Genomic DNA, 13,972 nt, shown 5'->3' with positions numbered 1-13,972 from the left:
CTAGTCCTCTAGCTTCGACTTGTCTCGTACTGCACCCTTGTCAGCACTGGTGGCCATGCTCGCATACGCTTTAAGTGCAAAGGAAACTTCTCTTTGACGATCAACAGGTTTCCAGCCAAGTTCATCTTGTTTTGCACGGCGCTCAGCAAGTTCTTGTTCAGACACTTGGAGTGAAATTGAACGGTTCGGAATATCAATCGCGATCATATCGCCTGGTTTCACCAGTCCAATAGCACCGCCGTTAGCGGCTTCAGGAGAAGCATGGCCGATGGAGAGTCCTGATGTACCACCAGAGAAACGACCGTCAGTCAGCAGTGCACATTCTTTACCAAGGCCCATCGATTTTAGGTAAGTGGTTGGATAAAGCATTTCTTGCATGCCCGGGCCACCTTTTGGACCTTCATAGCGGATAACAACCACGTCGCCTGCTTTGACTTTGCCACCCAAGATGCCTTCCACCGCATCTTCTTGGCTTTCAAATACCACGGCTGGGCCAGTGAACTTATGAATGCTCTCATCCACACCAGCAGTCTTAACGATACAACCATCTAATGCGATGTTGCCTGATAGAACGGCTAGGCCACCTTCTTGGCTGAAGGCGTTGTCTTTCGCGCGAATACAACCTTCTGCACGGTCGTCATCAAGGCGATCCCAACGACAATCTTGCGAAAACGCTTGGGTGGTACGAATACCCGCTGGGCCTGCGCGGTAGAACTTAAGTACCTCTTCGTCTTCCGTTTGGATGATGTCGTATTTTGCCAACTGCTCTTTCATTGAAAGACCCAGTACGGTGCGAGCATCATTGTGCAGTAGACCAGCACGATCCAATTCACCAAGAATCGCCATGACGCCACCAGCGCGGTGTACGTCTTCCATGTGATATTTCTGGGTAGATGGTGCCACTTTACATAGGTGTGGTACTTGACGTGATAGGCGATCGATATCTTCCATATCGAAATCCACTTCACCTTCTTGCGCTGCAGCTAACAGGTGCAAAATGGTGTTGGTTGAACCACCCATGGCAATGTCCAGTGCCATTGCATTTTCGAAGGCATCATAAGTTGCGATGTTGCGTGGCAACGCGGATTCGTCATCTTGCTCGTAGTAACGACGAGTCAGTTCAACAATGCGTCTGCCCGCGTTAAGGAATAGCTGTTCACGATCAGCGTGCGTCGCCAGCATAGAACCGTTGCCCGGCTGAGAAAGACCCAGCGCTTCTGTTAGGCAGTTCATCGAGTTTGCCGTGAACATGCCTGAACACGATCCACAGGTTGGACATGCGCTGCGTTCGATCTGCTCGCTTTGCTCATCAGATACTTTTGGATCCGCGCCTTGGATCATTGCATCAACAAGGTCTAGTTTGATGATCTGATCAGAAAGCTTGGTTTTACCCGCTTCCATTGGGCCACCAGAAACAAAGATAACCGGGATGTTGAGACGCATGGATGCCATCAACATTCCCGGAGTGATTTTGTCACAGTTAGAGATACATACCATGGCATCGGCACAGTGCGCATTGACCATGTACTCTACAGAGTCTGCGATAAGTTCGCGTGAAGGCAGTGAGTACAGCATGCCGCCGTGACCCATTGCGATACCATCATCAACCGCGATGGTGTTGAATTCTTTTGCGATGCCGCCGGCTTTTTCGATTTCACGTGCGACAAGCTGACCCATGTCTTTAAGATGTACGTGACCCGGAACAAATTGAGTAAACGAGTTTACGACGGCAATGATTGGTTTACCGAAGTCTTCTTCTTTCACACCCGTTGCACGCCACAGCGCGCGTGCACCCGCCATGTTACGACCATGTGTGGTGGTAGCTGATCTATATTTTGGCATTTCTTAAATCCTTCTTACTTCTGTTCTGGGTACACATAGTCTAACCAGCCCCACTTATCTTCCGTGGTGCCGTCAAATAGGCCAAAGTAGGCTGCTTGTAGTTCTTTAGTGATTGGGCCGCGTTTACCTGTGCCCACTTCAATTTTGTCGATGGTTGCCACTGGCACAATTTCAGCTGCCGTACCTGTCATGAAGACTTCATCAGCAAGGTAAAGCGCTTCACGTGCAATATTGGCTTCACGCACTTCATAACCTTTATCGCGTGCAATCGTCATTATCGAATCACGAGTAATGCCCGGCAGAATCGCGCTGGTTGCTGGTGGTGTGGTGATCACGCCATCTTTGATAACGAAGATGTTTTCGCCAGCCCCTTCTGATAGGTAACCATCAACGCTCAGTGCGATACCTTCGTCGTAACCGTGACGACGCGCTTCACCACCAACCAGTAGTGAAGATAGGTAGTTACCGCCTGCTTTAGCCGCAGTTGGGATGGTGTTTGGCGCAGCGCGGTTCCAGCTTGAAATCATCGCATCGACACCTTTTTCTAGCGCTTCTTCGCCTAAGTAAGAGCCCCAAGGAAATGCTGCAATGATTAGATCCATCTCAGTGCCAACTGGTGGACATACGCCTAAGCCAACATTACCGACAAAACCCAATGGACGAATGTAAGCGCTATCGAGTTTGTTTTGGCGCAGTGTTTCGCGGGTCGCTTCCATGATTTCTTCTACAGAAAAAGGGATCGGAAAGCGGTAAATCTTGGCAGAATCTTTTAGACGTTGTGCATGCTCACGGTGACGGAAGACAATTGGGCCTTTTGGTGTGTTGTAACAGCGCACGCCTTCAAACACGGATGTACCATAGTGCATTGCGTGAGTCAGAACGTGAACGTTCGCCTCTGCCCATGGAACCATCTCACCATTAAACCAAATGAAATCTGCAGTTTTCGTTGCCATTTGTTGCCTTCCTTATGCACTTACGTGTTGTTGTAAGTTGTGATTTGGCAGTTCATCGTTGCGGATTTTTAGCACCTCAACCTTACGAACGTCCCACAACTTCTCTATTTGATTGATCAAAAACGAGATTGGTCGATCGCTGTCGACGATGATCTCGACGCTGGCTACTTTGCTTTCGTGGTTTTGCGTAGCAGCGACTTGTTTGATCACGAAGCCTCGGTGACGAATCACACGTAGAACGCGCTCCAACAGTACCGGTTTGTCATCGGCTTTGATGTCGAGTAAATATCTGTCCATGCGATTGTCTCCTATGTATTTTCCAACATATCACTGTTTGATGCGCCAGGTGGCACCAATGGCCACACGTTTTCTTCTTCATCAATCAAAACGTGAAGCATGTAAGAAGTTTCACTCGCTAGCATCTCTTTGAGAGCAGGTTCGACTTCTTCTTTCTTGGTGATGGTTTTGCCCGGGATATCGAACGCTTTGGCAAGCATCACGAAGTCTGGGTTGTCATCAAGAATGGTTTCACTGTGGCGACCGTCGAAAAACAGCGACTGCCATTGGCGAACCATGCCAAGACGTTGGTTATTAAGAAGGACAATCTTCACTGGAATCTGACGACGCTTCAGCGTGCCCAATTCCTGCACGTTCATCATAAATGAACCGTCACCTGTAATAAGGATAGACTGATCATCAGGACGTGCGACTGCTGCACCCATCGCTGCTGGCAAGCCAAAGCCCATGGTGCCAAGGCCAGCAGAAGTGATGAAATTTTGTGGTTCGCGTGGCTGGATATGTTGCGCTGCCCACATCTGGTGCTGACCGACATCAGTCGAGACAATTGAGCTGTCTGGCATCATGTCTGACAGTTGTTTAAGCAATAGCGGTGCGTAGATTAACTCGCCCGGGTGGTCGTAACGCCACTTAAAGCCGCTACGCAGACTTTCACTGTGATGTACCCACGGTGAGATATCTTGAGTCAGCTCTAGCTGAGGAAGAATGGTGTTGATGTCGCCACGCAATGGTGCGTTGGCGTGGCGCAGTTTATGAATCTCCGCAGCATCAATGTCGATGTGAATCACTTTCGCATTTGGTGCAAACGTGTCGAGCTTACCCGTCACACGGTCATCAAAGCGTGCGCCAACCACGATCAATAGATCGGCTTCTTGAACCACTAGGTTAGCGGCTTTGGTGCCGTGCATGCCCAACATACCAAGATAGTGAGGGTCATGGCGTTCAATGGTACCGAGGCCTTTTAGTGTGCTAACTGCTGGCATTGGGTTTAAGCGAAGGAATTCGCGTACTGCATCGGTTGCTTTAGCGAGTTGCACGCCACCACCAACATACAACACTGGGCGAGTTGAGGCTGCCAGTACATCTTGTGCGCGCTTAATGTCTTCAGCGCTGACATCTTCGATTGCAGGCGCTACGTATGGAGGCAGTAGATCTGTTGGGGTTTGAGCCAGTTGAACGTCTTTGGCGATATCGACAATGACTGGACCCGGACGACCCGTTTTGGCCACTTCAAACGCTTCGGCTAGCGTTGGCGCTAGGTCTTCAATTTCGGTCACGAGATAGCTGTGCTTAGTACAGGCTAGGGACATTCCGATCACATCCATTTCTTGGAATGCATCGGTACCGATATGAGAGCTAGCAACCTGGCCTGTGATGGCAACTAGAGGTACGGAGTCAAGGAAAGCGTCGGCAAGGCCGGTAACAAGGTTAGTGGCCCCTGGGCCGGAAGTTGCCATGCATACGGCAACGTCTTGTGTGGAACGAGCCATACCGATGGCGGCCATGGCGGCCCCTTGCTCATGACGGCATAGGATGTGTTCCACCCCTCCGTCATACAAAGCATCGTAGATTGGCATGATGGCCCCGCCAGGGTAGCCAAAAACGGTTTCGATGCCTTGCTGTCTTAAAGCGGCTACGACAAGTTGTGCACCAGTCATCGTAAACCTCCTTTGCTACGTTGTGGCTCGTAGCGATTGCCATATTTATTGCACTTCATGTGCACTCCCATTCTTCCCGTTAAACTGTCCGAGGGTTAGACAGATGACAACTTGTAGTTGTAAAAAAACCCCCGGACTTTTCAGTGCGGGGGTTTTTTGTAATTTGTGGTTACCTTTCGCCCACAATACCCCGCGCGGTGCCAATAATGACCACGATAATCAGGGCTAGCAGTGCGTTGATATGAGCGAAAAGGTTCATCTGTCTGTCGTTCTTTTTTCGTTAAAAAATGTTGTGTAATGTTCTACGAAATTGTTTGCGTCATTAGTGGTATCACACAATTCCGCTGCATGACAAGCAAAAAGTCATTCTTTTTTCACATTAACTCTCAATTGGGACGCGGTATATAACATAACCAACTAGATAAAACATTTGTTTACAGAGTGTTCAATAAATTGAGGAACGTATGGGGCTGGCAATCATTCATAGTCGAGCAAGCGTCGGGGTGCAAGCGCCATCGGTTAGTGTAGAAGTTCATATTAGCAATGGTATGCCCGGGTTTACCTTGGTAGGGCTACCAGAGACGACGGTAAAAGAGTCCAAAGATCGCGTTCGTAGCGCGATCATTAATTCTAATTTTCAGTTTCCAGCTAAGCGGATCACCGTTAATTTAGCTCCAGCAGATTTGCCCAAAGAGGGAGGGCGTTTTGATCTTCCTATTGCATTGGGAATTTTGGCCGCTTCGGAGCAAATCGCGACAGATAAGCTTAAAAACTACGAATTTGTTGGCGAGTTAGCGCTATCTGGTGGTCTAAGACCTGTAAAAGGTGTGCTGCCCGCTGCGCTGGAAGCTAGTAAGATTCAACGTCATTTAGTGGTCCCACATGTGAATGGCGATCAGGCGGCGCTGGTGGGGAAGGAACAACATAAATCGGCCCAATCATTACTGGAAGTATGTGCCGAGCTTTGTGGTCAACATCGACTGAATCTTTTTCAAACGCCTAAGCGCAAAATAGTCGAAAAACATGGTCGAGACTTACAAGATATTATTGGCCAACAACAAGGTAAGCGCGCATTGGAGATAGCTGCCGCTGGAAACCACAACTTACTTTTCCTTGGCCCGCCAGGTACTGGAAAAACCATGTTGGCTTCGCGTTTGTGTGACTTACTACCGGAGATGAGTGACGAAGAAGCAATGGAAACCGCGTCGGTGGCATCGCTGACACAAAGTGAAATTAATGAGCACAATTGGAAGTCGCGTCCGTTTCGTTCTCCACATCATTCAAGTTCAATGGCGGCATTAGTTGGCGGTGGCTCGGTACCCAGACCCGGGGAGATTTCTTTAGCCCACAACGGCTTGTTGTTTCTCGACGAAATGCCCGAATTTGACCGAAAGGTGCTGGACTCGTTACGCGAACCGCTCGAATCTGGTGAGATCATTATCTCTCGGGCGCAAGGTAAAACACGTTTTCCGGCTCGCTTCCAATTAGTTGGTGCATTGAACCCAAGTCCGACAGGATATTACGAAGGTAATCAAGCTCGTACCAACCCACAAGCTATTTTGCGCTACCTTGGTCGATTATCTGGACCACTGTTAGATCGCTTTGATATGTCTTTAGAAATCCCAGCTTTGCCCAAAGGGACATTAGCAGAAGGTGGTGATCGCGGTGAGCCGACCGCTATCGTTAAAGAACGTGTGAATCATGCGCGTACCAATATGTTGAACCGCAGCGGTAAGGTCAATGCGCTGTTAGGCAGTCGAGAAATCGAGGCGTTTTGCCCCTTACACAAAAGTGATGCGGAGTTTCTTGAAACCGCTTTGCATCGTTTGGGGCTTTCGATTCGCGCGTATCATCGCATTATCAAAGTAGCACGAACGATAGCAGATCTTGATGGGGCGGAGCAGATTGAACGAGCGCACTTAGCCGAGGCGCTTGGGTATCGAGCGATGGATCGCTTACTGAAACAACTCACGGCGCAAGCGGTATAGAGACGTGCAAATATCACCGCAACAAGTGTTGTAAGTGTCTTGTTGCGATGAAGGACGTTAGAAGGTGTAGTTGAGACCAAGAGACAACAGGTACTCTTTCTCATCATAGAACGTGATATTGGATTCCGTTTGGCTGTAGCCAGCTAAAGAGATGAACGACCAGTTTTGCCAGTCAAATACGTTTTGATATTCATAGGCTGCAAATAGGCTGACGGTGTCGTCATTTCGTGTTTTAGCAAAAGTTTGGCTAGCGGCTTGATAGTCTTTCCATGCATAACCTGCGGTGAGGGCCAACCGATGGCGGTTGATAAATTTAAACCAACTGATGTCAAACCCGTACGAATCAAATGATTCCGCCTTACCGTCGGCATCTTGATTAATGTAGGTAAACGCCGGTTGCAACATGGATGTTTGATTAAGTGAAATCCGATAGTCACCTTTAACGTAGTAAAGGCTCGCATCGCGAGCGAGTGAACGGTCCGTTACTTCTTCTTGCTCAATGTCTTTATCAGCATAAGCGAGATCAAGGTTGAAGTTTTTATCAATTAATCCCTTGATTTGAAAGCGATAGGCATTGCCGTCCACATCCGTTTCTTGACGGGCGATTCCGACTTGATATGGGTTACGCCAAGTTTCGCTTTTGAGCACGGTCGGTAGATAGGAAATATCGAGCACGGTGCCGGATGGCAACTCGTGTTGATAGCCCAGCTGAAAAGCGAGTGTACCAACCGCGACATCGGAACGTGTGGTACCCGCGTACACTTGGTGATTGAGTCGGTTACCAAAAGTGTAAGTAATGCTTCCTAGCGGCGCAGCGATAACGGAGCTGTCACTATCGGCGCGCTTATCGAGAGAATCGATGGTGTTACTATTTTCCGTATTGAAGTTGGATTCTGATGATACAAATCCGGCATTCAGCGAAATTTCACCGCCAAAACCTGCGGTTTCAGCGAGTTGAGCCTGAGCAGAACTGACGACAAAGGCCAAAGGCAAGAGAATTAGCCTTGGTTTCATTCGTTATCTCCTTATTGTCGAATGAGTGGTGCAAATATTGGTTGAGGTAACAAATCTGACCATTCCCACGCATATTCCAATGTGGCAAAGGCGCAGTATAATTACACGCTGTTTTATTCTTCACACATTATCACTGTTGTTTGACTATCATGTTGGCATATTTGTTATTTTTTTTTAACGCTTCTTTTGTGATTCTCAATTCTGCGCTGTGTTCAATCGCAATTTGTATTATCGCTGTGTTTAAAGTATTGCTTCCAAGCGTGGAGCTAAAAGCGAAAGCGACCGCTTGTGCCAACAAGGTGATGTGGTTATGGGCTACCGTTAATGCGGGCATTCTGGCGGTTTCTAACCGTGTTGACTGGGATGTTCAGGGCGGTGAGGCGCTGAAAAAAGACGGGTGGTATCTGTTGATCAGTAATCATCTCAGTTGGACCGATATTGTGGTGCTTTGCTGCGTGTTTAAAGACCGCATTCCTATGCCGAAGTTTTTCCTCAAACAACAACTGTTGTATGTGCCTTTCATTGGGATGGCGTGTTGGGCGCTCGACATGCCATTTATGCGTCGTTATTCGCGAGAGTATCTGATCCGCAACCCGCACAAACGAGGTCAAGATTTAGAGACGACACGTCGCTCGTGCGCCAAGTTCAAAAATGCCCCAACCACAGTGGTTAATTATGTCGAAGGCACTCGATTTACCGAAGAAAAACAGCGTAAGAGCAAGGCGAGCTACCAATATTTGCTGCAACCAAAATCGGGCGGGATCGCATACACGTTAGCGGCAATGGGGGAGCAGTTCGAGAACATTATCGATGTGACTCTGGCGTACCCAGAAAATACAAATAAGCCATTCAAGGATTTATTAATGGGCCGAATGGGCAAGGTTGTTGTGCGTGTGAATGTGTTGCCCGTCGATGAACGAGTGCTTGGTGATTACTTTAACGATAAGCCCTATAAGCGACAATTTCAGCAATGGTTGGGTGATGTGTGGCAAGAAAAAGATCGGTTGCTACAAGAGATTTACAAATAAACAAAAGGGGAGCGATGGGCTCCCCTTTTGATTGATATCGATGCGCTTATTTTAGTGTCAGCAAGTAGTTCACCAGAGAGAAGTACTCATCCATTGTCTTGATGCTTTGTGCTTGAACTAGGTATTTGTTGTTAACGATAACCGCAGGAACGCCGGTTAGACCGCTGTTTTCAAATTGCTTGTCCATACGGCGAACCATGGAATCAACCGCAAAGCCTTTGAATGCAGAGTCGAATTTCTTCGCGTCTACACCTTCATCAAGGAAGATTTGGCGAAGCTCTTCATCGTTACGTGGCGCCTTCTTTAGATTGTGGATGCGGTTAAACATCACTGGCACCATTTTGTCTTCCACTTTTAGTGCAACCATGGTCGCGTAGGCTTTGCTCATTGATGGGCCCATGTTGCCACCCATGAAAGAAACGTGGTTTTTTAGTAGTTTAGTGCCTTCTGGCAACTGCTTTTTCAGTTGCTGGATAACAGGTTCAAAGCTATTACAGTGCGGGCAGTAGAAAGAGAAAAACTCCGTCACAAGAGGTTTTTTTGATGCCTCAAGATCCAATACTTTGTAATGTTCACCTTCTTTGAATTGCGCTGCATGTGCCGACAGGCTTAGCATCAGCATAGAAAACAGTGCGAACAGTTTTTTCATCGAAATATCTCCATTTTTGAATTTGTGGCCTGACTTACCATTGAGGCATTAAAGACAGCGGTGCTTCTTCTAAAGCGGCGATCTGCTCTTTAAATGCAAGGACCTGACCTTCCCAGTATTTTGGCTCATTAAACCATGGAAAAGCGAGAGGAAACGCAGGGTCATGCCAACGTTTTGCTAGCCATGCCATATAGTGCACCATTCGTAGACCGCGAAGTGGCTCAATTAGTTTCAATTCTGCGGGGTTAAAGTCGCAAAACTCTTGATAAGCTTCTAAAACAATATCCAGCTGCATCAGTTTGTCTTGGCGCTCACCGTTCAGTAGCATCCATAAGTCCTGCACAGCAGGGCCGTTACGAGCGTCATCCAAATCAACAAACATAGGGCCATCTCGCCACAAAATGTTGCCTGGGTGGCAATCGCCATGCAGCCGAATGGTATTGAAGCCTTCTTGCCAGTGGCTTTCAATCGATTTGATCAGCATATCCAAGTCATTGAAGAAGCTGTTCTCCAAGTGCATTGGAATCATGTTGGCGTTTTGCAGAATCTCTCTTGGTTGATACAGGTATTCTTGCAAGCCAATCGTTGGTCGATGTTGGAAGGCTTGGTGGCTACCCACTTTGTGGATGCGCCCAAGGAAACGCCCTACACCTTCGAGCTGATCTAAGTTGTCAACCTCGTACTGGCGACCACCCACGCTCTCAAACAGCGCAAAGGCATAGCCTTGATAGTGATGCAGGGTTTTACCGTTGATGCGCACAGGTGGTGCGACGGGGATTTCGTTGCCAATTAGTTCTAAAGTGAAGTCGTGCTCCTCTTGGATCTGTTCGTTGCTCCAACGTTCAGGGCGGTAGAACTTGACGACATAACGACGACGCTCTTCGTCAGTGAATTGATAAACACGGTTTTCGTAGCTATTGAGGGGAAGAAAGCCTGATTCTGCGCGAACGCCGATGCTTTCTAACGCGTACCACATAAAATCTGGGGTAAGGGCGTCAAAGTTAAACATACTTTGGGACATATAAACAAAAAGGCTCATTGCTGAGCCTTTTTCCATTAGTCACTGAAGTAGACGCTATAGTTTTTTTATAAAGCGGCTTTCCACTTCAATGGTGAATTCGTTGCTCTTATCGGTGAGTATAAACTGAATTGTCGTAATCGCAGAGTTTAGCTTGTCAGGATCGGCGCCAAGACTCATTGGTAAGTTCAATACTTCACCTGGCTGTACCTGAATTGTCTGCTTACCGTACCAGCTTACATCGGATAGCCCTTCAACATCCAACGAGTATTCTTGCACTTGCTGAGTTTTGTTGATCACTTTGAGGGTGTAGGTGTTTTCTACTTCGCCTGAGCTATTTACCCGGAACAGTTGGTTACGGTCGCGAATAACACTCATGCCTGCTGGGTCTACCGCTGCGATTTGGGCAAAGAACAGACCAATCATGACCAGTAGCACAGCTCCATAGCCCAGCAGCTTCGGACGCATGACTTTGGTACTCTTACCCGATAAGCGATGCTCGGTGGTGTAGCTGATTAGGCCTTTTTCGTAACCCATGCGGTCCATGGTGTTGTCACACGCATCAATACAGGCGCCACAGTTAATACATTCATATTGTAAGCCGTCACGAATATCGATACCTGTTGGGCACACCTGCACACACAAATCACAATCAATACAATCCCCCAAACCAAGTTGCTTTGGTTCGGCTTTGCGCGGACGTGGACCACGTTTTTCACCACGTTTGGCATCATAGCCAACGATGAAGGTGTCTTTATCAAACATGGCAGACTGGAAGCGCGCATAAGGACACATGTGGATACACATGATGGAACGCATCCAACCAGCATTACCATAAGTACAAATGGCAAAGAACATGATCCAAAAGACGGGCCAGAAGGTGGCGTTAAAGGTGAAAAAGTCGATAACCAATTGCTTCATTGGTACGAAGTAGCCAACAAAAGTAAAACCAGTGGCGAGCGCAATGGCAAACCAAGCTATATGTTTGACGGTTTTACGCATCGCTAAATTCGCCGTCAGCTTATTGGAGTCCTGCTTACGACGCTTATTGGCACTACCTTCCAGTTTCTCTTCAAACCAGATATACATGAAGGTCCAGACGGTTTGTGGGCAGAGATAGCCACACCAAACTCGACCTAAGAAGGTGGTAATAAAGAACAACCCAAACGCTGCGATCACAAATAGCAAGGCGAGTAGGGTAAGATCTTGCGGATACAACGTGGTACCGAAAAAGTTGAACTGCTGGTTGCCAATATCGAGCAAGATCGCTTGACGTTCACCGTAAGGAATCCACGGTATCAAAGCGAAGAGAAGCAGTAAGAACCAACCACCGTAACGACGCAGTTTCTGGTAAGTCCCTTTGCTTTCGCGTACATAGATGCGATTACTTGGGTTGAACCGATCCCCATTCCCTTTATGAGTCTTAGGGTTGTAGGTTTTAGGAGTCACATCTTTGATATCGATCTTATCCTGACTCATGCACTCATCCTTCTTAGGCTTTTATAATGTACGGCGTCATTTCTATTGATGTCGCTCGATGACATTGCTACTTCGTCCTTATCATAAATAATGACCGGACATAATTATTTTAGTAAATACTGATGAACGGCGATTATACAATCAATAACAATTCCTTTTCTTTAACGCAGTCAACGTTTAACAACAAAAGTCAGTACAGTTAACCTGATAATTGGTTGAACAGTTATAACCAACTGTGGGACTAAAAATTTTAGTTATAAAAAAGCGACTCATTTGAGGGAGTCGCTTAAAGAATACTGGGTTGTTGAGCCGGTTATTTGATGATGCCACGAGCGCGCAGAATCGCAGTTTTAAAATCATCTTCTTGGTCTTTCTTAAGACCTGGGATCATTTCGTCTTTGCTGCTGTTACGCATTTTAAGGTGGTAGATCAGCACGTCGTCGGTCAGATCTTCTAGCTTACCTTCGTAGCCTGCTTCTTTCGCTAGCTTCACGATGAACTGCAGTAGGTTCATTTCTTGGTCTTTATGCCATTCAGGCTCTAGTAGCTCAAGCAGCTCTTCAATGCGATGACACTTCATTTCTTTCTCCACAGAATTTATAGGTGTAATTAGCTGTAAAGGTACCAAATTGCTTTGCGAAGACCAAATAGGAAAAACTATCTATTTCACTGTGTTTTGTTCTAAGTCGTTGAGGTGGTTTGAGTCGTGTGCAAAGAAAAAAGCGCAGCTGGCGCCGCGCTTTTGATTAAGCTGCTTTGATAACTTTGGCCGGAACACTCGACATCATTGCTGTCTTCTCAACCAATGTCATTGCTGGCGCAACTTGCTTTGCCTTTGGTGCAGTAGTAAAGCCACTGCGGCGGCGCATTGCACTAGTATTAGTGTGTGCGAACCTGACTGTTGTTGGGCGCATTAATTTACCTAACTGTCAGGCATATCCATTGCCGATGTAATGGCCTGAATCATTATGAGCTAGGCTCCAACAAGATTGAAGAATCACTCTTCTGGCTCTCGCCAATCCAGTTAATGAATCAGGAATACCGATATGCATGCATATCACGTATAAGATTAGCATCCTTGTAATAATTGGTCGATAGTTGAGCAATTGAATTGTTTAGATTTTGTCATTTTGTCGCGATGATCGAGGCAATTTTTGTTTGATCCCTCGATCAGCAGTAGTAGTATGAGATCTCGACGAAGGAGGTGCCTATGTCATTTTTGAAGAAGACACTTGCCAGTTTTGGGATTGGGAGCGCTAAGGTTGACTCAATCCTAAATCAAGACGTGCTATATCCTGGTCAAAGTGTGGATGTGTCTATCCATGTTTATGGTGGTGCTACTGAACAAGCGATCGACAACATCGATTTAAAACTGTGTTGCCGCTATATCGCGGAAGCTCCTGATGATCGTGGTGCGCGAGAAGGACACAGCATGCGCCGAGTACCTCAGACTCATGTGCTTGCTAAGTGGAGCCTCCCTTATGCGTTTACCATCCATTCCGGCGAAGAGCGTACCTTCGATGTTCAGCTCGATGTGCCTTGGAATACGCCTGTCACCATTGGTGACGCCAAAGTGTGGCTCGAAACCGGCTTGGACGTTGCCGCTGCTTTAGACCCGACCGATAAAGACATCCTCACCGTTCGACCTGATCCACTAATGGATGCGGTGTTATCCGCATTTGAAGCGCAAGGTTTGCGTATTCGCCAAGTGGAGTGTGAGGAAGTGAAAGGGTTCGACCTGCCATTTGTGCAAGAATTTGAGATGGTGCCGACTGACGGGCCATACCATGGCGTGTGGCGTGAGTTAGAATTTGTCGCTCATCGTAGCGAGCAAGAACTCAAATTATGGTTTGAAGTTGACCGCACACGCAAGGGCGAGGGTGGCATGCTCGCAAGCTTACTGGGTAGCGGAAAACTCAAACGAGAGTTGACCATTCCAGCCACGACTAAACTTGATCAAGTGGGCGAACTTGTACTTAATTATCTCGATCAAACCACGGCCGTTCATGAGTCTTAATTTAAGCTTACACGTGTAAGCCTAATGTG

General features: G+C 47.3%; 13 protein-coding genes. 3 read left to right on the top strand and 10 right to left on the bottom strand.

The genetic code is table 11. From position 1 onward, the window contains the following. Genes ilvD through ilvG form a run of 4 tightly spaced genes read right to left on the bottom strand, consistent with a single transcriptional unit; the run spans nucleotide 1 to nucleotide 4,750 of the window. Nucleotides 1-1,842, bottom strand: a complete 1,842-nt coding sequence (gene ilvD, locus FKN08_RS20460; protein ID WP_170892807.1) for a dihydroxy-acid dehydratase — start codon at nucleotides 1,840-1,842, stop codon at nucleotides 1-3. Between the two features lie 14 nt (nucleotides 1,843-1,856). After that, nucleotides 1,857-2,795, bottom strand: coding sequence for a branched-chain-amino-acid transaminase (gene ilvE, locus FKN08_RS20455; RefSeq protein WP_005378953.1), 939 nt, complete (start codon nucleotides 2,793-2,795; stop codon nucleotides 1,857-1,859). A gap of 12 nt (nucleotides 2,796-2,807) precedes the next feature. Next, nucleotides 2,808-3,092: an acetolactate synthase 2 small subunit gene (ilvM, locus tag FKN08_RS20450; protein WP_005378958.1), complete on the bottom strand. Its 285-nt coding sequence runs from the start codon at nucleotides 3,090-3,092 to the stop codon at nucleotides 2,808-2,810. Nucleotides 3,093-3,103: 11 nt separating this feature from the next. Continuing rightward, nucleotides 3,104-4,750 (bottom strand): acetolactate synthase 2 catalytic subunit, encoded by a 1,647-nt coding sequence (gene ilvG, locus FKN08_RS20445; protein ID WP_005394061.1) that lies wholly within the window; start codon nucleotides 4,748-4,750, stop codon nucleotides 3,104-3,106. A 464-nt stretch (nucleotides 4,751-5,214) separates the two neighbouring features. Between ilvG and FKN08_RS20440 the strand changes: the two genes are divergently transcribed. After that, entirely contained in the window at nucleotides 5,215-6,738 is a 1,524-nt protein-coding gene (locus FKN08_RS20440; protein WP_006742918.1) for a YifB family Mg chelatase-like AAA ATPase, read from the top strand. Between the two features lie 57 nt (nucleotides 6,739-6,795). Here the strand turns inward: FKN08_RS20440 and FKN08_RS20435 are convergent, their stop codons facing one another. After that, nucleotides 6,796-7,752 (bottom strand): DUF2860 domain-containing protein, encoded by a 957-nt coding sequence (locus FKN08_RS20435; RefSeq protein WP_170892806.1) that lies wholly within the window; start codon nucleotides 7,750-7,752, stop codon nucleotides 6,796-6,798. Between the two features lie 149 nt (nucleotides 7,753-7,901). Here FKN08_RS20435 and FKN08_RS20430 point away from each other — a divergent pair, with 149 nt between their 5' ends. Further along, nucleotides 7,902-8,780, top strand: a complete 879-nt coding sequence (locus FKN08_RS20430; RefSeq protein ID WP_048625603.1) for an acyltransferase — start codon at nucleotides 7,902-7,904, stop codon at nucleotides 8,778-8,780. Between the two features lie 46 nt (nucleotides 8,781-8,826). Here FKN08_RS20430 and FKN08_RS20425 read toward each other — a convergent pair whose 3' ends face one another. From FKN08_RS20425 to FKN08_RS20405, 5 genes are all read right to left on the bottom strand, one after another. Next, on the bottom strand, nucleotides 8,827-9,429 hold the full coding sequence (locus tag FKN08_RS20425; RefSeq protein WP_005379036.1) for a thiol:disulfide interchange protein DsbA/DsbL: 603 nt from the start codon (nucleotides 9,427-9,429) through the stop codon (nucleotides 8,827-8,829). Between the two features lie 34 nt (nucleotides 9,430-9,463). After that, entirely contained in the window at nucleotides 9,464-10,450 is a 987-nt protein-coding gene (locus FKN08_RS20420; RefSeq protein WP_170892828.1) for a serine/threonine protein kinase, read from the bottom strand. A 54-nt stretch (nucleotides 10,451-10,504) separates the two neighbouring features. Next, on the bottom strand, nucleotides 10,505-11,926 hold the full coding sequence (ccoG, locus tag FKN08_RS20415) for a cytochrome c oxidase accessory protein CcoG (protein WP_170892805.1): 1,422 nt from the start codon (nucleotides 11,924-11,926) through the stop codon (nucleotides 10,505-10,507). 313 nt (nucleotides 11,927-12,239) lie between these two features. Then, on the bottom strand, nucleotides 12,240-12,506 hold the full coding sequence (locus tag FKN08_RS20410) for a YihD family protein (RefSeq protein WP_048625604.1): 267 nt from the start codon (nucleotides 12,504-12,506) through the stop codon (nucleotides 12,240-12,242). A 166-nt stretch (nucleotides 12,507-12,672) separates the two neighbouring features. After that, entirely contained in the window at nucleotides 12,673-12,840 is a 168-nt protein-coding gene (locus tag FKN08_RS20405; protein ID WP_005379043.1) for a hypothetical protein, read from the bottom strand. A gap of 296 nt (nucleotides 12,841-13,136) precedes the next feature. On the opposite strand from FKN08_RS20405, the gene FKN08_RS20400 reads away from it, so the two are divergent. Continuing rightward, nucleotides 13,137-13,943: a sporulation protein gene (locus FKN08_RS20400; protein ID WP_005394045.1), complete on the top strand. Its 807-nt coding sequence runs from the start codon at nucleotides 13,137-13,139 to the stop codon at nucleotides 13,941-13,943. Nucleotides 13,944-13,972: the final 29 nt, after the last annotated feature.

Origin of the sequence: Vibrio sp. 1-2 (7-a) (assembly GCF_013048515.1) — a bacterium.
GTDB lineage: Bacteria > Pseudomonadota > Gammaproteobacteria > Enterobacterales > Vibrionaceae > Vibrio > Vibrio diabolicus.
Note: the sequence above shows the minus strand (reverse complement) of the source record. Positions and strands in the feature narration are given on the sequence as shown.

What these genes read in the sequence shown, in the direction of transcription:
- ilvD (WP_170892807.1), bottom strand. Translation starts at nt 1,842, where the DNA reads ATGCCAAAATATAGATCAGCTACCACCACACATGGTCGTAACATGGCG.
- ilvE (WP_005378953.1), bottom strand. Translation starts at nt 2,795, where the DNA reads ATGGCAACGAAAACTGCAGATTTCATTTGGTTTAATGGTGAGATGGTT.
- ilvM (WP_005378958.1), bottom strand. Translation starts at nt 3,092, where the DNA reads ATGGACAGATATTTACTCGACATCAAAGCCGATGACAAACCGGTACTG.
- ilvG (WP_005394061.1), bottom strand. Translation starts at nt 4,750, where the DNA reads ATGACTGGTGCACAACTTGTCGTAGCCGCTTTAAGACAGCAAGGCATC.
- FKN08_RS20440 (WP_006742918.1), top strand. Translation starts at nt 5,215, where the DNA reads ATGGGGCTGGCAATCATTCATAGTCGAGCAAGCGTCGGGGTGCAAGCG.
- FKN08_RS20435 (WP_170892806.1), bottom strand. Translation starts at nt 7,752, where the DNA reads ATGAAACCAAGGCTAATTCTCTTGCCTTTGGCCTTTGTCGTCAGTTCT.
- FKN08_RS20430 (WP_048625603.1), top strand. Translation starts at nt 7,902, where the DNA reads ATGTTGGCATATTTGTTATTTTTTTTTAACGCTTCTTTTGTGATTCTC.
- FKN08_RS20425 (WP_005379036.1), bottom strand. Translation starts at nt 9,429, where the DNA reads ATGAAAAAACTGTTCGCACTGTTTTCTATGCTGATGCTAAGCCTGTCG.
- FKN08_RS20420 (WP_170892828.1), bottom strand. Translation starts at nt 10,450, where the DNA reads ATGTCCCAAAGTATGTTTAACTTTGACGCCCTTACCCCAGATTTTATG.
- ccoG (WP_170892805.1), bottom strand. Translation starts at nt 11,926, where the DNA reads ATGAGTCAGGATAAGATCGATATCAAAGATGTGACTCCTAAAACCTAC.
- FKN08_RS20410 (WP_048625604.1), bottom strand. Translation starts at nt 12,506, where the DNA reads ATGAAGTGTCATCGCATTGAAGAGCTGCTTGAGCTACTAGAGCCTGAA.
- FKN08_RS20405 (WP_005379043.1), bottom strand. Translation starts at nt 12,840, where the DNA reads ATGCGCCCAACAACAGTCAGGTTCGCACACACTAATACTAGTGCAATG.
- FKN08_RS20400 (WP_005394045.1), top strand. Translation starts at nt 13,137, where the DNA reads ATGTCATTTTTGAAGAAGACACTTGCCAGTTTTGGGATTGGGAGCGCT.